The sequence below is a fragment of the Methylobacterium sp. E-046 genome (assembly GCF_022829625.1).
In the GTDB taxonomy this organism is placed as follows: Bacteria; Pseudomonadota; Alphaproteobacteria; order Rhizobiales; family Beijerinckiaceae; genus Methylobacterium; species Methylobacterium longum.
Window position 1 is genome coordinate 192589 of the sequence record NZ_JAKSYP010000090.1, and the last position, 20429, is coordinate 213017.

The window sequence follows — 20429 nt, forward strand, 5'->3', positions numbered from 1 at the left end:
TTCTGTTGTAGAGAGATGCGCCCGCCGAGCCGGACAGGACCGTTGAGCAGCGCGACCACGCCCGCCATCCGACCCTTCGTTGTCGACGACCTCACCCGGGCGAACCAGCGCCGGGCCGCCGATCCGCGCGCCTCGGCCTGGGTCTCGGCCAACGCGGGCGCGGGCAAGACCAAGGTTCTCACCGACCGCGTGGTCAGGCTGCTGCTCGACGGCGCCCCGCCCGGGCGGATCCTGTGCCTGACCTTCACCAAGGCGGCCGCCGCCAACATGGCGATCCGGGTGTTCCGCCTCCTCGGGCGATGGGTCACGCTGGACGACGCGGCGCTGGCCGCCGAACTCGAAGAGCTGACCGGCGAGCGGGCGGGGGCGGAGCGCCTGCGCATGGCGCGGCGGCTCTTCGCCCGGGCCGTGGAGACACCCGGAGGCCTCAAGATCGAGACCCTCCACGCCCTGTGCGAGCGCCTGCTGCACATGTTCCCCTTCGAGGCGAACGTGCCGGCCCGCTTCGTGGTGCTCGACGAGGCCAAGGCGCGGGAACTCTTCGACATCGAGATGGCCAACGTGCTGGCGGACGCCGTGTCGAACGGCGACACGCCGCTGAGCGCCGCTCTGGCCCGGGTGGCCCCGGAGGCGACAGGCGACACGCTCCGGGCGGCGATCCGCTCGGCGATGCGCGCCCGGGGCCTCGTGGGTGATTCGGCCGGCCTCGAAGCCGCGTTCGCCCGCCTGCACGACGCGCTGGGTCTCGCCGCGGAGGAGAGCGCCGAGCGGATCGAGGCGGCGATCCTGGAGGGCGGCGCCGGCTGCCGGCCGGACGATCGGGCCGCCCTGATCCAGGCGCTGCGCACCGGCAAGGCCAACGACGAGAAGCTCGCCGACGCCCTGGCGGCCGCCGAGGCCGAGCGGGCGCGCTCCGAGGACCTCCCGGACCGGTCCGAGGCGCTGGCGCTGTACCGGGCCGTCTTCTTCACCCAGAAGGACGAGCCGAAGGCCGACGGCAGCCTCGGGACCAAGAGCGTTCCGGCCGGCGTGAAGGAGGTCCTGATCGCGGAGCGCGACCGTCTGGACCCGCTGTCGGACCGCCTGCGCGCCGCCCGCGCCCATGCGCGGACTCACGCCTTGTTCCTGTTGGCCGCCGAGATCCACCGCCGCGTCGAAGCCCAGAAGGCCCGGCTCGGCGCCCTCGACTTCGACGACCTGATCCACAAGGCCCTGGACCTGCTCGGCCGGGTCGGCGCCGGCTGGGTCCTGTACAAGCTCGACCGCGGCATCGACCACGTGCTGGTCGACGAGGCGCAGGACACCAACCCCGAGCAATGGGCGATCCTGCGCGCCATCACGCAGGAATTTGCCGCCGGCGAAGGCGCGCGCACCGGCAGCCGCACGCGTTTCGCGGTGGGCGATCCCAAGCAGTCGATCTACGGCTTCCAGGGTGCGGAGCCGCGGGAATTCGCCCTGACGCGGGCCTCCTGGATCGCCGAATCGCGCGCGGCCGGGTTGGACTTCGCGGACGTGCCGCTCACCCTGTCGTTCCGCTCGACCAGCCTGGTTCTGCGCGCCGTCGACGCGGTGTTCGCCCTTGACGCGCACAACGAGGGCCTGTCGTTCGAGGACACGGTGCGCCGGACCGTCCATGCCAGTGCGCGGCCCGACGCCCCCGGCGCGGTCGAGCTCTGGCCCATCGCCGAGCCGGAACCCACGGCCGAGCCGGATGCCTGGACGGCCCCGGTGGACGCCCTGGAGACCAGCGCCCCCGCGATCATCACCGCGCGGCGGGTGGCGCAGGCGGTACGAACCTGGACGAGCCAGGGCGATGCCACGGGCCGGGCGTGGCGACCCGGCGACGTGCTGATCCTGGTCCGCAAGCGCGGCCCGGCCTTCGAGGAGGTGATCCGCGCGCTCAAAAGCCTCGGCGTCCCGGTGGCCGGGCAGGACCGGCTGGAGGTCTCCGCCCATATCGCGGTGGCCGATCTCGTGGCTGCCGGGCGGGCCGGGCTCCTGCCCGCCGACGACCTGACCCTCGCGACGGCTCTCAAGACGCCCCTGGTCGGCCTCACCGACGAGGACCTCGTGCGGATCGCGGCCCGTCGCGATCTGTCGGAGACGCTGGAGGACGCCCTTCATCGCCACGCCGCGTCGGGCGATGCGGCGGCGCGGCGCGGCCTGGAGACGCTCGCGGAGTGGATCGCGCTCGCGGGCCTCCACGGGCCTTTCGGCTTCTACGCCCGGCTGCTGGGGCCGCAGAATGGCCGGGCCAAGCTGGTCGCCCGACTCGGGGGTGAGGCGGGCGACGCCATCGACGTGTTCCTCGCCGCCGCCGCACAGGCCGAATCCGCCGAGGACGCGCCCTCGCTGGGCGGCTTCCTCGCCCGCTACATCGATGCCGAGGCCGGACACACGGTCAAACGCGACCTCGAATCGGGCCGCGACGAGGTCCGGGTCATGACGGTGCACGGCGCCAAGGGCCTGGAGGCGCCGGTGGTGGTAGTCCTCGACGGGTGCGAACCCCTCGGCCGCAACGATCCGCCCCTGCTGCCCCTGGCGGCGAACGGAGCCGTGGTGCCGCCGGTCTGGTCCAGCGGCCGGACGCAGGATTGCGCGGCGACGGAGACCGCCCGTGCCGCCCTGCTCGCCCGGGCGCGGCAGGAGCACAACCGCCTCCTCTACGTGGCCATGACCCGGGCGGCCGACCGGCTGATCGTCGCGCCCTTCCGCGGCCACGAGCGCGAGACCGAGACAGCCTGGTGCCGGATGGTGCAGGCCGGCCTCGAGGCCGCGCTGGGCACGGGCCGGATGGTCGAGCTGCCCTACGGACCGGCGACGGTCTGGCACGACGGCAGCGACGCATCCCGCGCACCCGAGGTGCCGCGTCCAGCGGCGGCGCCACGGCCTGCGCCGGACTGGCTGCGCAGCCCGGTTCCGCCGGAGCCGGAGTTCCAGACGCTCAGTCCCTCAGACGCCCTCCGCGCGGCGGACGGCGCCCGCGTTCCGCCGCCGCGCCTGGCGGAGGCCCAGGCCCGACGCCGCGGCATCCTGATCCACGCGCTGCTCCAGCATCTGCCCCGCGTCGAACCGGCCCGCCGCGAGGCGGCCGGGCTGGCCTTCGTGCAGGCACGGGCGCCGGGGCTGCCCCGGCCGGCCTTCTACGGATTGGTGCGATCGGTCCTGCGCATCATCGACGACCCGGATCTCGCCCCCCTCTTCGCGCCCGACGCGCGTGCCGAAGTGAGCCTGTCGGGTCGGGTGCGGGCGGGGGGCGCCGAGCGGCCGGTCCAGGGCCGCGTCGACCGCCTGTCGGTGACGGCCGACACCGTACGGATCGCCGATTTCAAGACCGGGCGCCCGCCCGAGGCGGAGGCGCCGCTGCCCCCCGCGGAGGCCGGACAGATCGCCGTCTACGCACGGCTTCTCGGTCAGATCTATCCGGGCCTGACAATCCGTCCGATGCTCATCTGGACCTCGGGACCGGTAATCCGCGAGCTGAGCGCGGACGACATCGCGGCGGCCCTCGACCGGGCCGGGATCTCCGCCTGACGCGGAGTCGATGCGGCCTTCGGTGATCGCGTCGTTCGGCGCGGTCCGGCCGGGCGCAGGAGTGGAGCGACGCGACCGGACGGGCCTGACCGACTGGGCGTCCGGTCGACCCTCCGCTACGGGTCCGGCATGCGCCAGCACACATGCGTGGGGTGCATCCCCATCAGAGCGCTCGCCCGAGGGGCTCGACTTCTTGACCGCACGCGGGCCCGTCTCCAATTCTGGATGGACCGCGCGGGCCCCTGCCCGCTCGACGCCGCACGACGTGCGGCGCAGACCGAAAGGTAACGTGATGGCGACGGTGAAAGTAACCGACGCGAGCTTCGAGCAGGACGTACTCAAGTCCGCCGAGCCGGTCGTGGTGGATTTCTGGGCGGAGTGGTGCGGCCCCTGTCGCCAGATCGGCCCGGCGCTCGAGGAGATCGCGACCGATCTCCAGGGCAAGGTGAAGATCGCCAAGGTCAACGTGGACGAGAATCCGCAGATCGCCGCCCAGTACGGCATCCGCTCGATCCCGACGCTGCTGCTGTTCAAGAACGGCGAGCGGGTCGACCAGAAGGTCGGCGCGGCCCCGAAGGGTGATCTGTCTCGTTGGATCGGTGCGCAGACCGCCTGATCCCGCGCATCGGGCACGCAAAAAGAAAGCCCGGCCGCAAGGCCGGGCTTTCTCGGTTTCAGGACCCAATTTTTATAGCAGGCCCCGGGCTTGTGCCCGGGACCGGTCGTCCGGTCTCAGTACGAGCCGAACTTGTAGTTCAGGCCGGCGCGGACGACGGCGAACTCGGCGTTGTTGCGAACCGGCACGTTGTTGAACACCGGCACCAGACCGGCCGGGGTGATGTAGCCACCGACCAGCGGCAGACCCGTGTTGCGGCCCTGATCGAGGTTCACGTACAGGCCTTCGACCTTCAGCGTGACGGCCGAGGAGCGGAAGAAGTTCAGGAACGAGTCGGTGGGCAGGGCGTACTCGATACCGCCGCCGACCGTCCAGCCGGTGACGAAGCTGCTGCGGCTGCCGGAGAAGTTCTGGAACGCGACGCGCGCGCCCTGGTCGCCCGTGGCGTAGGCGAAACCACCGGTGCCGTAGAACAGCACGCGGTCGAAGGCGTAACCGAGGCGGCCGCGAACGGTGCCGAAGAAGTCGAGCGTGCTGAGCAGGCCGTTGGCCGGCACGAAGTTGCCGAAGCCGGCGCCCGGGGCACCCGCGATGGCGAAGCCCTGGCGACGGCCGCCGAAGTCGAGGTACTGAGCGTCAGCCTCGAAGCCGACGACGACACCCGTGCCCGGGGTGAACTGGTAGTTGTAGCCGATCTGGCCACCGCCGGAGAAGCCTTCGTTCTGGTTACGGCCGTAGGTCAGCGAGGAGCCCGGGGTCAGGATCGGCGGGACGAACAGGCCGCCGGCGGCCGTGATCGCCACCGGGTTGGCGCCCGGGATCTGCGTGAAGCTGTTGTTGCCGTTGCTGCTGGCGTCGAAGGCGTAGCCGGCATTGATACCGAAGTAGGCGGCGGTCCAGGGGAACACCGGAGCGGGCGTGAAGATCGGCGGCGGCGCAGCGCGGCGCGGCAGGTCGGCGGCCGAAGCGGCGGCGGTGAGCGCCGTGAAGGCGGCGAGAGAGGTGAGAAGCTTCTTCATTACTGTGATCCCCAGCATTAGCCCGATCGCCAGTGAAATTATGCGATCGTGACCGCCGTGGATGTAGCTTAGCTGCCACAGCCGCTGGAAAGCGTGGCCGTGGCGGGCTGTCGGCGGGATCAATTGCGGCGAATCGACGACCTTCCGAAGCGGGAGTCCAGAGCTGGCGAGATGTCCAGTGAGGATCCGTGAGCCGACTGCAGCCGACTCGGCCCCGCCCAGACTGGCGACGACTCAGACAGGCGGGGTGTCGTTGGCCGCCAAGACTAAGCCGGCCAAGTAGAGCGATCCGCAGATCAGGATCCGGGGCGGACGCTCGAAGGAAATGTCTTTCACGAGTGCGAGAGCCGCCTCGACGCTCGGCGCCGCATAGGTCGAGAGGCCGACGCTCTCGCCGATCCGGGCGACCTCCTCGGCGGGGCGTGCCGCCAGCGTTCCTGTGATCGGGACGGCGACGAGGGCGCGCGCGAGACCGACGAAATTGCGCAGGAAGCCGTCGGCGTCCTTGGTGCCGAGCAGACCGACGACGAGCACCAGCGGCACGTCGCTCTTCTCGCCCAGATCCGCCATCGCGGCGGCCAGGATCCGGCCTCCGTCGACGTTGTGGCCGCCGTCGAGCCACAGCTCGGCGCCGGGATCCAGTTGCGCGGCGAGGCGCCCGCGGCCGAGGCGCTGCAGCCGGCCGGGCCAGTCGACGTCGGTGAGTCCCTTCTCCAGCGCCTCGATGCCGATGTCGCCGAATCCTGCGGCGCGCAGCGCCGTGATCGCCGTCCCGGCGTTGACCAGCTGGTGCCGGCCGGCGAGCTTGGGACGCGGCAGGTCGAACAGATCGGTCTCGTCCTGATAGACGAGGCGACCGCGCTCCTCGTGGACGGAGAAATCCTGGTTGCCCACCAGGATCGGGCCGGCCCCGACCGCCTCGGCGCGGCGGCACAGCACGGCGTCGGCCTCGGCGTAGTCCTGCGCGGCGATCACCGCGGGACAGCCGCGCTTGAAGATCCCGGCCTTCTCGGTCGCCACCGATTCGACCGTGTCGCCGAGGTACTCGGCGTGGTCGCGCCCGATCGGCGTGACCACGGAGCAGGCCGGCTGCGCGATCACGTTGGTGGCGTCGAGCCGGCCGCCGAGGCCGACCTCGAGCAGCAGCACGTCGGCCGGGCTCTCGGAGAACAGCAGCAGGGCGGCCGCCGTGGTGATCTCGAACATGGTGATCGGCTCGCCGTCATTGGCGGTCTCGCAGCGCGAGAACGCGTCGGCCAGCCGGTCCTCGTCCACGAAATGGCCGCCGCCGATGCCGCCGATCCGGATCCGCTCGTGGAAGCGCACGAGGTGCGGCGAGGTGTAGACATGTGCGGCGAGGCCGCCCGCTTCGAGGATCGCCCGCATGAACGCGATGGTCGAGCCCTTGCCGTTCGTCCCAGCGACGTGGATCACCGGCGGCAGCCGATGCTCCGGATGGTTGAGGCGCGCGAGCAGCCGCTCGATCCGCCCCAGCGACAGATCGATGGTGCGGGGATGCAGCGCCAGGAAGCGCGCCATCAGGGCATCGGACGAGGCCATGCGCGGGACTATGCCGCCTCGGGGGCGGAGAGCGACGTGCCCGCCTCGGCGGCGTTGGTGAGGAGCTTGCAGAGGCGGGTGATCGTCTCCCGGAGCTGGTGGCGGTGGACCACTTGGTCGACCATGCCGTGCTCGCGCAGGTATTCCGCCCGCTGGAAGCCGTCCGGCAGCTTCTCGCGGATGGTCTGCTCGATCACCCGGGGGCCGGCGAAGCAGATCAGCGCCCCCGGCTCGGCGAGGTGGACATCGCCCAGCATCGCGTAGGAGGCGGTGACGCCGCCCGTGGTGGGGTTCGTCAGCACGACGATGTAGGGCAGCCGCGCGGCGTTGAGGCGGCGCACCGCCACGGTCGTGCGCGGCATCTGCATGAGCGACAGGATGCCCTCCTGCATCCGCGCGCCGCCGGAGGCCGCGAACAGCACGTAGGGCGTGCGCTTCTCCAGCGCGGTCTCGGCGCCGCGCACGAAGGCCTCGCCCGCCGCCATGCCGAGCGACCCGGCCATGAAGCCGAATTCCTGCGCGGCCAGCACCATCGGCAAACCGCCGACCCGCCCGTAGCCGATCTTGAACGCGTCCTGCAGCCCGGTCTTGGCCCGCGCCTCCTTGAGCCGGTCCACGTAGCGCTTCTCGTCGCGGAACTTCAGCGGGTCCGGCGCGACCTCGGGCAGGGCCACGTCGATCCACGTGCCCTCGTCGAACATCATCTTCAGGCGCGCCTGGGCGCTCATCTTGAGGTGATGCTCCGAGCCCGGGATGACCCAGTGGTTGGCCTCCACCTCCTTGTGGAACACCATCTGCCCGGTATCCGGGCACTTCACCCACAGGTTCTCCGGCGTCTCGCGCTTGAACAGGGTCTTGATCCGGGGGCGCACCACCTCCGAGATCCAGTTCATCGGTTCGACCATCGACTCGCGTCCGTCCGCTTCAAGCCTGCGCCAATATCAGGTTGGCCGTGCTCCGCCGCCAGGGGCCGCTCAGGCGGCCCGTTCGACGCCCGCCGCGCGCACGCCCGCGGCCAGCTCGCGCACCAGGTCCACCACCGCGGCGACGCTCCCGGCCTGGGGCCGGCCGTCGCCGTCGAGGGAGCGCACCAGCGCGTCGACCAGCGCCGAGCCGACCACGACACCGTCCGCCCCCTTGGCGATGGCCGACGCGTGCGCGCCGGTCTTCACGCCGAACCCGACCACGACGGGCAGCTCCGTGTGCCGCCGGATCCGCGCCACCGCGTCCGAGACCTTGCCGAAATCGGGGGTCGCCGTCCCGGTCACGCCGGTGATCGACACGTAGTAGACGAATCCCGCCGTGTTCGCGAGAACCGCCGGCAGGCGCTTCTCGTCCGTGGTCGGCGTGGCGAGCCGGATGAAGGCGAGGCCCTTGCCGAGCGCCGGCAGGCACAGCTCGGCATCCTCCTCCGGCGGGAGGTCGACCACGATCAGGCCGTCGACGCCGGCCGCCACCGCGTCGTCCAGGAACCGGTCGACGCCGTAGGTATGGATCGGATTGTAGTAGCCCATCAGCACGACCGGCGTGGTGTCGTTCCCGGCGCGGAAGCGGCGCACGAGGTCGAGCGTGCCCGGCACGGTCTGCTTGGCCTTCAGCGCCCGCAGGCCCGCCGCCTGGATCGCCGGGCCGTCCGCCATCGGGTCCGTGAAGGGCAAGCCGAATTCGAGGATGTCGGCCCCGGCGCCGGGCAGCGCCTTCAGGACCTCCAGCGACGTCTCGGGATCGGGATCGCCGGACATCACGTAGGTGACGAGGACGGCCCGGTTCTCCGCGCGGGCGCGGGCGAAGGTGGCGTCGATGCGGCTCGGCATGGATCTGGCAGACTTCGCGGTTGCAGGGCCGTCGGCGGCCCAGGGTTGCACCCGCGCTACACCAAAGGCGCCGGCCCGTGAAGCGGGGCGCCACGTCGAAGGGTCCGGCTCCGGTCGCCCCGCTCGTCCCGCCCCAGCGACGCGCGGCCATGCGTGCCGGCCGGTTGCCCGCGCCCCGGCGCCCGCGTAGCGCTGCGCCATGCCCGAGACGCCCCTGCCCGCGCGCCGCTTCGCAGCGCTCCTGTTCGACATGGACGGCACGATCATCAGCTCGCTGGCTTCGGCCGAGCGGACATGGTCGCGCTGGGCCCGGGCGCACGGACTCGACGTCGCGACGTTCCTGCCGACCATCCACGGGGTGCGCTCGGTGGAGACGATCCGGCGCCTCGCCCTGCCCGGAATCGATCCCGAGGCCGAGGCCGCCGCGATCACGCGGGCCGAGATGGAGGATGTCGGCGACATCGTCGAGATCCCCGGGGCGCGCACCTTCCTGGACTCGCTGCCGCGGGAGCGCTGGGCGATCGTGACATCGGCGCCGCGCGCCCTGGCGGAGCGGCGGCTCGCGGCCGCCGGCATGCCGACGCCCGGCCTGATGATCGCCGCCGAGGACGTGACGCACGGCAAGCCGGCGCCGGATTGCATTCTCCTGGCGGCCGCGCGCCTCGGCATCGCGGCGCTGGACTGCCTGATGTTCGAGGACGCGCCGGCCGGCATCCAGGCCGCCGACGCGGCGGGCTCCCCGGTCGTGGTCGTCACCGCCACGCATCAAGCGCCGATGCGCACCGCTCATGCCCGGATCCCGGACTTCCGGCGGCTTCGCGTCGACGCGACCCCGGAGGGTGTCCGGGTGGCCCTGGCCGGCGAGGCCAGCTGAGCCGGAGTTTGCCACCGCACGGTCGAGGTTGACAGGGTCGCGACCGGTCGCGGCAGTATCCGCGAACCGGAAGTCGGGTCCAGGAGCCGCCAGTCCATGACCGAACCCAACGGCGTCCCGCGCCCCCTCTTCGAGACCGCCGAGGGTCGCCGGCTCGCGCAGGCGCGCACCGACCCGGCCTGGCGCCGCTGGGGTCCGTATCTCAGCGACCGGCAATGGGGCACCGTCCGGGAGGATTACAGCCCGGGCGGCGACGCCTGGGACTACCTGCCCCACGATCACGCCCGCGCCCGGGCCTATCGCTGGGGCGAGGACGGGATCGGCGGGTTCGGCGACCGGCACCTGAACTGGTGCCTGTCGCTGGCCCTGTGGAACGGCCGCGATCCGATCCTGAAGGAGCGCCTGTTCGGCCTGACCAACCAGGAAGGCAACCACGGCGAGGACGTCAAGGAACTCTACTACTACCTCGACGGCGTCCCGACCCACGCCTTCATGCGGATGCTCTACAAGTACCCGCAGGCCGCCTTCCCGTACGAACAGCTGGTCGTCGAGAATGCGCGGCGCGGGCTCGACGACCCGGAATACGAGTTGCTCGACACCGGCGTGTTCGACGCCGGCCGCTACTTCGATGTCGGGATCGCCTACGCGAAGGCGGCCCCGGACGACATCCTGATGCGCGTCACCGCCACCAACCGCGGGACGGAGGCCGCCGACCTGACCCTGCTGCCCCAGCTCTGGGCGCGGAACACGTGGTCGTGGAAGCAGGGCACCCCCCGGCCGGAGCTGATGGCCGGGTCCGACGACGCGGTCTGGGCACGCCATCCCGCGATGCCGCCGATGCTCTTCCACGCCGAGGACGCGCACGAACTCCTGTTCACCGAGAACGAGACGAACACGCACCGGCTGTTCGGCAGCGGCCCCGCCGAGGGCTTCTACAAGGACGGAATCGACCGCTGCGTCGTGGGCGGCGACCCGCACGCCGCCAACAGGCTGTCGGGCACCAAATGCGCCGCCCGCTTCAACCTGCACTTGGCACCCGGAGAGACCCGCACCCTGCGCCTGCGCCTGCGCGCCGAATCCGCCCCGGGGGAGCCCTTCGCGGATTTCGACGCCGTCTTCGCGGAGCGCGAGGCGGAAGCGGACGCCTTCTACGCGGCGCTCCAGGCGCCCATCGCCGATCCCGACATGCGGCTGGTCCAGCGGCAGGCGTTGGCCGGCATGCTCTGGTCGAAGCAGCTCTACCACTACGACGTGCGCGAATGGCTCGCGGGCGATCCGGCCCAGCCGGCCCCCGCCCCCGGGCGCCGCCAGGGGCGCAACCGCGACTGGGCGCACCTGCGCGCCAACGACATCATCTCGATGCCGGACGCCTGGGAATACCCCTGGTTCGCCTCCTGGGACCTCGCGCTTCAGGCGATCGTCTTCGCGCTGATCGATCCGGATTTCGCCAAGAACCAGCTCCTGCTCCTCGTGGACGAGGCCTACGCCCATCCGAACGCGGCGCTGCCGGCCTACGAATGGGGGTTCGGGGACGCCAATCCGCCGGTCCACGCCCTCGCCGCGTGGCGGGTGTTCGAGCTCGACCGCGCGCTGACCGGTACGCCGGACCACGCCTTCCTCAAGCGTGTCTTCAACAAGCTCACCCTGAACTTCACGTGGTGGGTCAACCGCAAGGATTCCGACGACCGCAACCTGTTCCAGGGCGGCTTCCTGGGCCTCGACAACATCGGCATCTTCGACCGGTCGAAGCCGGTGGGCGACGGGGCCACGCTCACACAGTCCGACGCCACGGCCTGGATGGCGACCTACGCCCTCAACCTGATGCGCATCGCGATCGAGCTGGCGCTGCAGGACCCGACCTACGAGGACATGGCGGAGAAGTTCTTCGAGCACTTCCTCCTGATCGCGGCCGCGACCGGCGCGGGCGTCTGGGACGAGGACGAAGGCTTCTTCTACGACGTGATCGAGACCCGCGACGGCCGGCGCCTGCCGATCAAGGCGCGCACCATGGTCGGCCTCGTCCCGATCTTCGCGGTGGCGACGATCAGTGCCGGCGACCTGGAGCGGCTGCCATCCCTGCGTGCGCGCATGACGTTCTTCCTGAGGAACCGTCCCGATCTGGCGGTGCTGGTCTCGCGCTGGAACGAGCCCGGTCAGGAGCAGACCGCCCTGCTGTCGCTGCTGCGGGGCCACCGGCTGAAGGCGCTGCTGCAGCGTGCCCTCGATCCGGCCGAGTTCCTCTCGGAGCACGGCTTGCGCGCCGTCTCGCGGGCCTACGCCGAGACGCCGTTCTGCTTCGCGTGGGACGGCCGGGATCTCGGGCTCGCCTACGAACCCGCGGAGTCGCGCTCCCGTCTGTTCGGCGGCAACTCGAACTGGCGCGGTCCGGTCTGGTTGCCGGTGAACTACCTGCTCATCGCCGGCCTGAACCGCTTCCACGATTATTACGGCTCGGACTTCCGGGTCGAGGCCCCGACCGGCTCCGGCCAGACCTCATCCCTCCGCGAGATCGCACAGGACCTGGCCCTGCGGCTGATCGGCCTCTCCGCCCGCGGATGTGACGGGCAGAGGCCCGTCTACGGTACCAGCCGGATCGAGCAGGAGGATCCGCATTTCCGCGATCTCATCCTGTTCTACGAGTATTACGACGGCGAAACCGGCCGCGGCGTCGGCGCGTCCCACCAGACCGGCTGGTCCGGTCTCGTGGCCCTGCTGATCCAGGAGGTCGCGACCGCGCAGGCCCCGGTCCCCGGTCACCCACGCTGAGTGCGGCGGCGGATGATGCCGGAGGCGACCTACTCCGCGGCGTGACTCGTCCGAAGCCGCTGGCTCAGCCCGATCTGGCGCGAGATGCTCGACCGGCGGGCGCTGTAGGTCGCCGCGACCAAAGGGTAGTCGACCGGAAGGCCCCACTTCGCCTTGTAGGCCTCCGGCGTGAGCCCGCGGATGGTCAGGTGACGGCGCAGCGTCTTGTACGGTCTTCCGTCCTCGAAGCTGATGAGGGCGTCCGGCCTGACCGAGGCCCGGATCTGAGCCTCTGTCGGACGGCTGATCTTCGGTTCCGCCGAACGGTCGAGGCCTGCGATCGAGCGATGAACCTCCGACAGGAGATCCGGCAGGACGCCAGCGGGAACGCTGTTGCGCGTCACGTAGGCACTCAGGATCTTCGCGGCGAGCTCGACGCTCGGCGAGGCGTTCGGCATGGTCGTCTCCTCGGTGCTCTTGATCTTCGAACGCGGCGCGTCTCAGCCCTCGAATGGCGATGGCGCGGTCCGCCATTCGTCGTCGCGAGACTGCGATTACAACCGCCACGCGCTTTATGCGCACTCAGTTCTACTTTTAATAGAAACATGCGGTCAATATCGGTGACCGCGTCGGTTTGCCGTTTCGAGTGCGGTGCGGCAGCGAAGACTCACCGGGGCGAAATTCACGACACTGTGGCCCGTAGCTTTGCCGTGAAATCTGTCGTCAGTCCGCCTCACGAGCGGGGAGCGGCCACATTCCAAGATTAACCTTAAATCCGCACGTAAACAAATACATTTACTCGTCACAAACCATTCTAATGATATTAATTATACAATATTCATTTATACATGGCTGGCCCGGGTCGTCGCATCTTACCCAGTCAGGAAATCGTCAGCGATCAAGATCGAACAGATGCTTCTTGATGTCGCTCCATTGAAAATAAATGCGTTGGAGATGCTCAGATAAATTGATCGTTTCAACGTTTTTGAAGGCTATTGGATAACGGTACTCACCGCGCCGAAAGAATCTTCGTCCAAGCTTGTCGCCGGTTCACATGCACGTCGGCAGCGAGCACGGCCTCCGCAGCATCCGAATGGGCGGAACGGGCGCCGGTTGCTCGAGGCGTTGGGTGGTCCGCCGGGCCTCGCTCCGGTGCGTCAGCGCCTGATTCCGGATCTGGGTCCGGGCCCGGGCGTCGCGCGGGCGCCGGATGCACGAACCTTTCCCGCGACCGACCTGCCGAACCGCCCGTCGTCCGGCCGCACGCCGTCAGAACAGCAGGTGCAGCGCCAGCGGCGCCAGGATCGCCGTCAGGAAGGCGTTCAGCCCCATGGCGATGCCCGCGAAGGTCCCCGCCACCTCGCTCACCTGGAAGGCGCGGGCCGTGCCGATGCCGTGCGCCGCGAGGCCGGCCGCGAAACCGCGGGCGCGCATGTCGCGGATGCGCAGGGCATCCATCATCGGCGTCACCAGGATGGCGCCGATGATGCCGGTGAGGATCACGAGGATCGCGGTCAGCGTCGGATCGCCGCCGAGGGCCTCCGCGATACCCATGGCGACGCCCGACGTCACCGATTTTGGCGCGAGCGACACCAGGATCGGCTGGGGGATGTCGAGCAGCCGCGCCAAGCCGATCACGACCGCCAGCGTCGTCGCCGCCCCCGCCGCGAGCGCGGCCAGCATGGGTACCAGCGCGCGCATCACGGTCGCGCGGCGCTCGTAGAGCGGCATGGCCAGCACCACGGTGGCCGGTCCCAGGAGGAAGTGCACGAACTGCGCGCCCTCGAAATAGGCCGCGTAGGGCGTGCCGGTCGCCGCCAGGACGCTGCCCACCAGCACCACGGTGATCAGGACCGGGTTCGCGATCGGGTGCCGGCCCGTCGCTGCGGCGATGCGGTCCGCCAGGACGTAGGCCGTCAGCGTCACCGTCAGCCAGAGCAGCGGCGTCTTGGCGAGGTAAACCCAGAGGGAGAAGTCGCCGCCCATCCCGTCAGGGCTCCCCGTCGGTCCCGCGCCGCTCCACCAGGGCGGCGACCGCGCGGAACACCAGGACGGTCACCAGAAGGGACAGGGCCGTGGAAACCACCAGCACGACGGCGAGCTTGACGCCCTGCGCCCGCAGCAGGTCCAGCCGGCCGACGACGCCGACTCCCGCCGGGACGAACATCAGCGACAGGTTCATCAGCAGCCCGCGCGCCGTCGATTCGAGGGTGCCGTCGGTGAGCGGTCGCGGCAGGAAGCGCGGCAGCCCGATCCGGGCGTCGTCGCGCAGCAGCAGGAAGCCGAACATCAGCCCCATGCCGATGACCGGACCCGGGATCGGTACGCCCGCCCCGCGGGCCAGGGCCTCACCCAGCAACTGGGCGAGCAGGATCAGCGCGAGGCTCGCGATCATCGGTCGGCTCGTCGGCTGGCGCGCCCTCCGGCGCCGTGGCGACCGGGGTTGCCGAAGCGCGCGCAACGGAACGGGAGCCTGAGGGGACCCGCACCCGCGCGCGACGCGGCCGGGCGAGCCGCGGCAGGCGGGCGGGGCTCCACCATCGTGACCCTCATCCTGGAGATCCGGCACGCGGCGGAGGCCGCGCAGGCGGCCCCGGGCGATCTTCGCGGACACGCGGCGCGCGGTCGGGGATCGGCGCGCCGTCGCCGAAGCGAGGTCCGTCGCATCGTCCGCGTCCGCGGACGCCGCGCCTCGACGAGCCCGGTTGCGGAGCGATCCGGCACGACCCTAGGCCGCTGCGCCGCCCTGCTGACCGCCCTGCCGCGCGGCCGCGATGGCGGCGTCGTCGAAGCCGAGCAGCCGCCCGAGCCGTTCGACCAGCGCCTCCTCGAACTCATCGACGCGGCCGTCGGCCGCGGCGACCGACCACGCCATGGTGAGCAATTCCTGGCGCTCGTCCCGGTCGGCCTCGTGGGGAAGCATCTCGACGAGGCTGACCACGTCCCGGATCTCGGCGTCCACCGCGGTGGCCCGCTCGATCAGCACGCGCGCCGCCTCCGGTCCGTCGGCGTAGTGGCCCTGGACGAGGCGCCACAGGCGCTCGCTCTCGGAGGGGGCGAGGATGCCGTCGACCCGCGCCACGTGGACGAGGAGCGCGGTGGCGGCGAGATGCGTGTCGTCCACGACCTCGATATGGCCGACGCCGAGAGCCTCGGCCGCGTAGGCGCGCAGGCGTGCGATCAGGGACATGGCGGCTCCGGCGGATCTTGAACTGCACAGTTCGGCCGGGCGTATCCCGCCGTCAAGGTTGCGAGCACAGGTCGTGCCAGAGCGTGGCAAGGCTGCATCGCTTCCGCGGCGCGCCCGCCCGGCTCCCGCGGTACTCCCGCACGGCTCAGCGGCGCGCCGCCTCGGTCGCACCGGCTACGAGCGGCGCCAGGATCGCCTCCGCGGCGCGGACGATCGCGGGGCCGGCCTCCGCGGGCGTGCCCGCCCGGAAGGGCGGCTCGGGGGCGTACTCGGCCACGAGCTGCGCGGTGCGGGCGTAATCGGGATCGCGCAGCCGCGCGGCGAGGGCGAGGCCCAGATCGAGCCCCGCCGAGATCCCGGCCGCCGTGACCCGGTTGCGGTCGAAGACCACGCGCTCCGCCACCGACTCGGCGCCGAGGAGCGGCAGGACCGCGTCGCGCACGCACCAGTGCGAGGTCGCGCGGTAGCCCCGCAGGAGTCCGGCCGCGCCGAGGATCAGCGATCCGGTGCACACGCTGGTCACCAAGGTCGCCCGCGCGGCGCGGTCGCGCAGGAAGGCCAGGAGCGCGTCGTTCCGCATCTGGGCCGGCGTCCCGTCCCCGCCGGGGACGAACAGGACGTCGAGATCTGACGGGCAGGCCTCGAAGCTCCCGGTCGCCACGAGGGCGAGGCCCGTGTCGCTCGCGACCGGACCCGCCGACTCGGCGACGAGGTGCAGCTGGCCCGGCGCCAACCCCGCCAGCAGCGCCTGCGGACCCACGAGGTCCAGGGCGGTCATGCCGGGATAGAGGACCATGGCGATCCGGACCGGGCGGTCGCGGACAGGCGCGACAGGAGACGGCGCGACGGGCATCGGCGCGATCCGCGTCGGCCCATCGGCCGCCCCGGCGCGCGACGGCCAGAGAGCGGTCGCCGCCAGCGCGGCCGTCACGAGGGCGCGGCGGCTCGGGGCGGCCCCGGTCACAGGGGCCAGGACGCGTCGCGGTAGGCGCTGTCCCAGAACATCCATTCGAGGCGGGTCGCCTGCGCGAAGGCCCGGTGCATGCGGGCCAGCGACGCGGGTGACGCCGCCCCGGCCGCCCGGTCGGTGGCGGCGATCATGGCGGCCACCGCGGTGGCGAACTCGGCGCCCGCGTAGGTGTCGATCCAGGCCCGGTACGGGTTGGCGGGCGCCGCCCGGGCGAAGATATCGTCGCCCACCGCCTTGTAGATCCAGAAGCACGGCAGCAGGGCCGCGCACAGCACCTCGAACGGCTCCGCGTAGGCCGTGGCCAGCAGGTAGCAGACGTAGTGATCGCAGGCCGGCGTTTGCGGCGTCGCCGCGAAGGTTTCCGGGCCGATCCCGTAGTCGCGGAAGAAGCCGCCATGGAGGGCGCGCTCGACCACGATCGCGTCCTGCGCGGCGCGGGCGAACTGCACGATCCCGTCGGGCTCGGGCGCCTTGGCGGCGGCGAGGCTGAGGGCGCGGCCGAAGCCGATCAGGTAATGGGCGTCCTGCACGATGTAGTGCCGGAACCGGTCCTGCGGCAGTGTGCCGGCCGCGAGTTCCGCGTTGAACGGCATCACGCGGATCGCCTCGTAGGCGGCCGCGTTGCGCGTCCAGGCGTCCCGGGAGAACGAGCCCGGCCCGCCGTCACCGGTCGTGGCGTGGCCCTGGGCTGGGATTTCCATGCCTCAGCCCTGCCGCTGGGCGTGGGTGACGGCGACGTGGATCAGTTCGGCGAGGGTGCGCACCCCGAGCTTCTGGCGCATCTGCGAACAGGCGTTGGTCACGGTCTTGTAGCTCACCGACAGGTCCGCCGCGATGGCGCCGTAGGAGCGCCCCTGGGCGAGGCGGGTCAGGATCTGCTGCTCGCGGGGGGTCAGCTGCGATTCGGGCGTCCGGCGGGCATCGGCGCGCAGCATCGCCACCTCGGTGGCGAGCCGCCGGTCGAGGTAGACCTCGCCGATCCGCACTTTCCCGAAGGCCTCGAACAGCTCCGCGGAGGCGTGATCCTTCAGGACGTAGCCGAGGGCCCCGGCCTCGAGGGCGCGGGCCACGATCACGGGATCGTTGTGCATGCTGAAGACCAGGATCCGCGTGTCCGGCGCGACCGCGCGGATCCTGCGGATCAGGCCCAGCCCGGCCATGCCGCTGCCCTGGAAGGTCAGGTCGCAGATCACCACCGGCGGCCGGAGCCGGTGGAAGATCCGGTAGCCGCCGACCACCGTGGTGGCCTCCGCGATGGTCTCGACGCCGGAATCCTCCAGCACGCGTCGACAGCCCTGCAGGACGATCGGATGATCGTCGATCACGAGGACCGGCAGACGCGTCGCTGCGATGTCGATCTGGGAGGCGATAGCGTTCATGCGCGCGGCGCGTTGTTCTCGTCGCCCCGTTCAGGCGGAACGGGGATCGTGATGCGGACGATTGCGCCCGGACCGGCATTGTCAAGGGCGAAGGTGCCGTCCAGGGCCTCGACGCGCTCGCGCATCCCCGACAGTCCGAGCCCCGTGCCGTGCGCGGCGGGGATCCCGGTGCCGTTGTCCCGGATCGTCACGGTGAGCCTGCCGTCCGTCTCGGAGGCCTCGGCCTCCACCCGGGTCGCGGCCCCGTGCCGCACGGCGTTGGTGGCGCTCTCCTGGACGCAGCGGAAGACCGTGAGATCGACGAGGTCGCCGTATCCGCGCGCCAGACCGTCGAACCGGCCGTCGATGGCCAAGCCCGGATGTCGCTGGGCGAAGCCGCGCAGGAGCAGGTCGAGGCAGGTGGCCAGCGGTGCCTGACCGAGCCCGTGCGGGCGCAGGCGATTGAGGAGTTCCCGGTTCACGGTCTGGACCTGACCGACGATGGCGCTGATCTCGGCCGCCCGGACGCCGAGCTTCTCGCGGCTGGGCTCGCCCGGTCCGGAAGCGATCCGGGCGATCGAGGCGGCGTTGGCCTCCAGGGCGAAGAGGCAGGGACCGAATTCATCGTGGAGTTCGAGGGCGGTGCGGCGGCGCTCGTCGTCCTGCGCGGTGAGAAGCTGCCGGTTCAGCCGCCCGTTGGCGGCGCGGACCTCGCCCAGGGCCTCCGCCACCTTGTTGAACCGGTCGGCGATCACCGCGAGTTCCCGGGCTCCGGGGGGTTCCAGCCGCGCCGTGTAGTCGTGGTGCTCCAGCCGCGTCAGGCCGTCGCCCAGCCGCCGCAGCGGCGCCAGGATGCGGCCGAGCGCGACGTAGAGCGCGATCAGCATGGCGGCGTTGATCGCCAGGGTCGTGAGCGAGAGCGCCCGGGCGTAGCCCCAGATCTCGTCGATCTCGTCGAGCGGCTGGGTGGTGATCTGCGCGGTGCCGAGGCGCTGGCCGTTCACCGCGATCGGCAGGGTGTGCCGCTCGATCGGCGGCATGATCAGGTCAGCGAACCAGTGCGGCGCCTCGCGTTCGGACCGGTGCGGGGGCGCCGGATTGCCGATCCGATCCCCATCGGCGTCGAGCACCGCGACGCGGACGTGCCGCAGCACCTTGAAGCGCAGGTCGAGGGTCTGGAGGAGCGTGTCGGGCGACGCCGTGTCGGAGAGGCGGATCGTGTCGGCGACCAGCGACTCGACGGTGGCCAGGGAGGCCCGGGTCTCGACCCGCACCGCCGAGCGCGCGTTCAGCACGATGACGCCGCAGGACACGAGGGCCGCCAGCGCGTCGATGAACAGCACGACGGCGACCAGGCGCGCGCGCGTGGACCACCCCGCCCACGGCCAGCGGGCCGCGGCACGGCCGGAAGGCTCAAGCGTCCTTAACGTCGGGAGCAGCGTCGGCCGGGTATCCACCCCGAGACGCTTAGTGCCGTTCCCGACCGCGTTGCAATCGGAAGCGGCGAAAGTCCCCGACGCGACGCCCGCACCCATGCCGGGCCGGCATCCTCTTCGGCGGCGCGGGCGCTCGCGCGGACCGCAGCGGTCGATCCCGCTACCGAATCTTAAGCAGTGTCGGGATATCCTGTGGATAGCTGGACCAGGACTGGCCGCGCCCGCAAGTCGGATCGACATCTTTGCGCCGTATTGCGGCTCCTCTATCGCGGTCCAGTCGAACAACCTTCGCAGTGACGAAGGGAAGCGACCGGTCGTGGGGAGCCCGGTCGCGCGCGTCGTGCATCGTGTCAGAGACCCCGGACCATGATCGATCTCGCCCTGGATTCCTCCGAGACCCGAGCGACTCGGCCGCCGGAGGCGCGCACCGGGGCGACGCCGCGGCTGCGCATCGTCCTGCTGAGCCTCGCCGGCGCCGGCGCGCTCGGCGGCTTCGGAATCGCGGCCTCGACCGTGATGTCGGGGCTCGCCGCCCCGGCACCCGTTAAGTTCGTATCGTCTGGCCGCGCCGCCGACTGGCCTGAATTGAAGGACGGCCTGCCCGCCCTGGCCGTGGCAGGTCAGCCGGGCGCCGCACCGGTGCGGACGGACGCGCCGGCTGAACCCGCCGCCCCGTCGCCGCGGATGGCGAGCCTGCCCGAAGCGTTCACGCCAGCCCCGGCGCCCGCCAAGGCCGCCGCCCCCGTCAAGGCCGCCGTCCAGATGTCGCCCGCAGCCCAGGTGTCGCCCGCGGCCCAGATATCGCCCGCGGCCCAGGCCACAGCCGTCCCGGTACCGCCGGCCCGCCGCATCCCGGTGCCGACCCCGGTCGTTCCCGTCGCTGCCGCCCGCCAGGTGGTTCCGCTGCCGCCGGCCCGGATGGCCGCGCTCCAGCCGCCGCGCGCGTCCGAGACCGTGCGGGCCCGCGAGGTGGCGGAGCCGGCCGCCGCGCCCAAGCCGATCGCCGCGCCCAGCCATTCCGAGAAGACCGAGAAGCCGGCCCGCAAGACGGTGGCTGTCCAGAAGGCGCCGGCCGCCGTGAAGACCGCCGAGAAGCCCAGGAGCGTCACCGCCACGGCCGTCGCCCAGGCCGAGGCGGCGCCTGAGGAGACCGAGGTGCTCGGGATCAAGATCCCGTCCCTGGCCCCGGCCGGACGCAAACTGAAGGAGAGCGTCGACGCGCTCGGCGAGGCGGTGAAGAGCGTCTTCTGAGCGGCCCGCCGCCCCAGAAGGAAATTCACTCGCCCCGCACCTCCGGTCGAGGCCGACCGTTG

General features: G+C 71.5%; 17 protein-coding genes. 5 read left to right on the forward strand and 12 right to left on the reverse strand.

Annotated features, from left to right (window positions below; translation table 11 throughout):
- Positions 1 to 15: 15 nt before the first annotated feature.
- Together addA and trxA are read left to right on the forward strand one after the other, a co-directional pair.
- On the forward strand, positions 16 to 3534 hold the full coding sequence (addA, locus tag MKK82_RS08210) for a double-strand break repair helicase AddA (protein WP_373323248.1): 3519 nt from the start codon (positions 16 to 18) through the stop codon (positions 3532 to 3534).
- 292 nt (positions 3535 to 3826) lie between these two features.
- Complete coding sequence (trxA, locus tag MKK82_RS08215) at positions 3827 to 4150, forward strand: thioredoxin (protein ID WP_010682902.1); 324 nt, start codon at positions 3827 to 3829, stop codon at positions 4148 to 4150.
- A 116-nt stretch (positions 4151 to 4266) separates the two neighbouring features.
- Here the strand turns inward: trxA and MKK82_RS08220 are convergent, their stop codons facing one another.
- From MKK82_RS08220 to trpA, 4 genes are all read right to left on the reverse strand, one after another.
- Positions 4267 to 5169 (reverse strand): outer membrane protein, encoded by a 903-nt coding sequence (locus tag MKK82_RS08220; protein WP_243985239.1) that lies wholly within the window; start codon positions 5167 to 5169, stop codon positions 4267 to 4269.
- A gap of 234 nt (positions 5170 to 5403) precedes the next feature.
- Positions 5404 to 6729, reverse strand: a complete 1326-nt coding sequence (locus MKK82_RS08225) for a bifunctional folylpolyglutamate synthase/dihydrofolate synthase (RefSeq protein WP_238284980.1) — start codon at positions 6727 to 6729, stop codon at positions 5404 to 5406.
- An 8-nt stretch (positions 6730 to 6737) separates the two neighbouring features.
- Positions 6738 to 7634 carry an acetyl-CoA carboxylase, carboxyltransferase subunit beta gene (gene accD, locus MKK82_RS08230; protein WP_238284979.1) on the reverse strand — a complete coding sequence of 299 codons (897 nt, stop codon included), beginning with the start codon at positions 7632 to 7634 and terminating at the stop codon, positions 6738 to 6740.
- 69 nt (positions 7635 to 7703) lie between these two features.
- Positions 7704 to 8543, reverse strand: a complete 840-nt coding sequence (gene trpA, locus MKK82_RS08235; protein ID WP_238284977.1) for a tryptophan synthase subunit alpha — start codon at positions 8541 to 8543, stop codon at positions 7704 to 7706.
- A 199-nt stretch (positions 8544 to 8742) separates the two neighbouring features.
- Here trpA and MKK82_RS08240 point away from each other — a divergent pair, with 199 nt between their 5' ends.
- On the forward strand, positions 8743 to 9417 hold the full coding sequence (locus tag MKK82_RS08240) for an HAD-IA family hydrolase (protein WP_238284976.1): 675 nt from the start codon (positions 8743 to 8745) through the stop codon (positions 9415 to 9417).
- A 96-nt stretch (positions 9418 to 9513) separates the two neighbouring features.
- Positions 9514 to 12183 carry an MGH1-like glycoside hydrolase domain-containing protein gene (locus MKK82_RS08245; protein ID WP_238284975.1) on the forward strand — a complete coding sequence of 890 codons (2670 nt, stop codon included), beginning with the start codon at positions 9514 to 9516 and terminating at the stop codon, positions 12181 to 12183.
- 29 nt (positions 12184 to 12212) lie between these two features.
- Here MKK82_RS08245 and MKK82_RS08250 read toward each other — a convergent pair whose 3' ends face one another.
- From MKK82_RS08250 to MKK82_RS08285, 8 genes are all read right to left on the reverse strand, one after another.
- Positions 12213 to 12620 carry a MucR family transcriptional regulator gene (locus MKK82_RS08250; protein WP_238284974.1) on the reverse strand — a complete coding sequence of 136 codons (408 nt, stop codon included), beginning with the start codon at positions 12618 to 12620 and terminating at the stop codon, positions 12213 to 12215.
- An 811-nt stretch (positions 12621 to 13431) separates the two neighbouring features.
- Positions 13432 to 14148 carry an LrgB family protein gene (locus MKK82_RS08255; RefSeq protein WP_238284973.1) on the reverse strand — a complete coding sequence of 239 codons (717 nt, stop codon included), beginning with the start codon at positions 14146 to 14148 and terminating at the stop codon, positions 13432 to 13434.
- Positions 14149 to 14152: 4 nt separating this feature from the next.
- On the reverse strand, positions 14153 to 14557 hold the full coding sequence (locus MKK82_RS08260; protein ID WP_238284972.1) for a CidA/LrgA family protein: 405 nt from the start codon (positions 14555 to 14557) through the stop codon (positions 14153 to 14155).
- Positions 14558 to 14890: 333 nt separating this feature from the next.
- Positions 14891 to 15352, reverse strand: a complete 462-nt coding sequence (locus tag MKK82_RS08265; RefSeq protein WP_238284971.1) for a TerB family tellurite resistance protein — start codon at positions 15350 to 15352, stop codon at positions 14891 to 14893.
- A gap of 145 nt (positions 15353 to 15497) precedes the next feature.
- Entirely contained in the window at positions 15498 to 16205 is a 708-nt protein-coding gene (locus MKK82_RS08270) for a DJ-1/PfpI family protein (RefSeq protein ID WP_238284970.1), read from the reverse strand.
- A gap of 107 nt (positions 16206 to 16312) precedes the next feature.
- Entirely contained in the window at positions 16313 to 17023 is a 711-nt protein-coding gene (locus tag MKK82_RS08275) for a TenA family protein (protein WP_238284968.1), read from the reverse strand.
- Positions 17024 to 17026: 3 nt separating this feature from the next.
- A complete protein-coding gene (locus tag MKK82_RS08280) occupies positions 17027 to 17701 on the reverse strand; it encodes a response regulator (protein WP_238284967.1) in 675 nt (224 codons plus the stop codon).
- A complete protein-coding gene (locus MKK82_RS08285) occupies positions 17698 to 19119 on the reverse strand; it encodes an ATP-binding protein (protein ID WP_238285314.1) in 1422 nt (473 codons plus the stop codon). The genes MKK82_RS08280 and MKK82_RS08285 overlap by 4 nt, the downstream gene beginning before the upstream one ends.
- A gap of 363 nt (positions 19120 to 19482) precedes the next feature.
- Between MKK82_RS08285 and MKK82_RS08290 the strand changes: the two genes are divergently transcribed.
- Positions 19483 to 20367 carry a hypothetical protein gene (locus MKK82_RS08290; RefSeq protein ID WP_243985241.1) on the forward strand — a complete coding sequence of 295 codons (885 nt, stop codon included), beginning with the start codon at positions 19483 to 19485 and terminating at the stop codon, positions 20365 to 20367.
- Positions 20368 to 20429 lie beyond the last annotated feature (62 nt).

Coding starts and splice junctions, on each gene's coding strand:
- MKK82_RS08290 (WP_243985241.1), top strand. CDS start 19,483: ATGATCGATCTCGCCCTGGATTCCTCCGAGACCCGAGCGACTCGGCCG.
- MKK82_RS08280 (WP_238284967.1), bottom strand. CDS start 17,701: ATGAACGCTATCGCCTCCCAGATCGACATCGCAGCGACGCGTCTGCCG.
- trxA (WP_010682902.1), top strand. CDS start 3,827: ATGGCGACGGTGAAAGTAACCGACGCGAGCTTCGAGCAGGACGTACTC.
- MKK82_RS08265 (WP_238284971.1), bottom strand. CDS start 15,352: ATGTCCCTGATCGCACGCCTGCGCGCCTACGCGGCCGAGGCTCTCGGC.
- MKK82_RS08255 (WP_238284973.1), bottom strand. CDS start 14,148: ATGGGCGGCGACTTCTCCCTCTGGGTTTACCTCGCCAAGACGCCGCTG.
- MKK82_RS08225 (WP_238284980.1), bottom strand. CDS start 6,729: ATGGCCTCGTCCGATGCCCTGATGGCGCGCTTCCTGGCGCTGCATCCC.
- MKK82_RS08240 (WP_238284976.1), top strand. CDS start 8,743: ATGCCCGAGACGCCCCTGCCCGCGCGCCGCTTCGCAGCGCTCCTGTTC.
- MKK82_RS08220 (WP_243985239.1), bottom strand. CDS start 5,169: ATGAAGAAGCTTCTCACCTCTCTCGCCGCCTTCACGGCGCTCACCGCC.
- MKK82_RS08250 (WP_238284974.1), bottom strand. CDS start 12,620: ATGCCGAACGCCTCGCCGAGCGTCGAGCTCGCCGCGAAGATCCTGAGT.
- addA (WP_373323248.1), top strand. CDS start 16: ATGCGCCCGCCGAGCCGGACAGGACCGTTGAGCAGCGCGACCACGCCC.
- MKK82_RS08260 (WP_238284972.1), bottom strand. CDS start 14,557: ATGATCGCGAGCCTCGCGCTGATCCTGCTCGCCCAGTTGCTGGGTGAG.
- MKK82_RS08270 (WP_238284970.1), bottom strand. CDS start 16,205: ATGCCCGTCGCGCCGTCTCCTGTCGCGCCTGTCCGCGACCGCCCGGTC.
- accD (WP_238284979.1), bottom strand. CDS start 7,634: ATGGTCGAACCGATGAACTGGATCTCGGAGGTGGTGCGCCCCCGGATC.
- trpA (WP_238284977.1), bottom strand. CDS start 8,543: ATGCCGAGCCGCATCGACGCCACCTTCGCCCGCGCCCGCGCGGAGAAC.
- MKK82_RS08275 (WP_238284968.1), bottom strand. CDS start 17,023: ATGGAAATCCCAGCCCAGGGCCACGCCACGACCGGTGACGGCGGGCCG.
- MKK82_RS08245 (WP_238284975.1), top strand. CDS start 9,514: ATGACCGAACCCAACGGCGTCCCGCGCCCCCTCTTCGAGACCGCCGAG.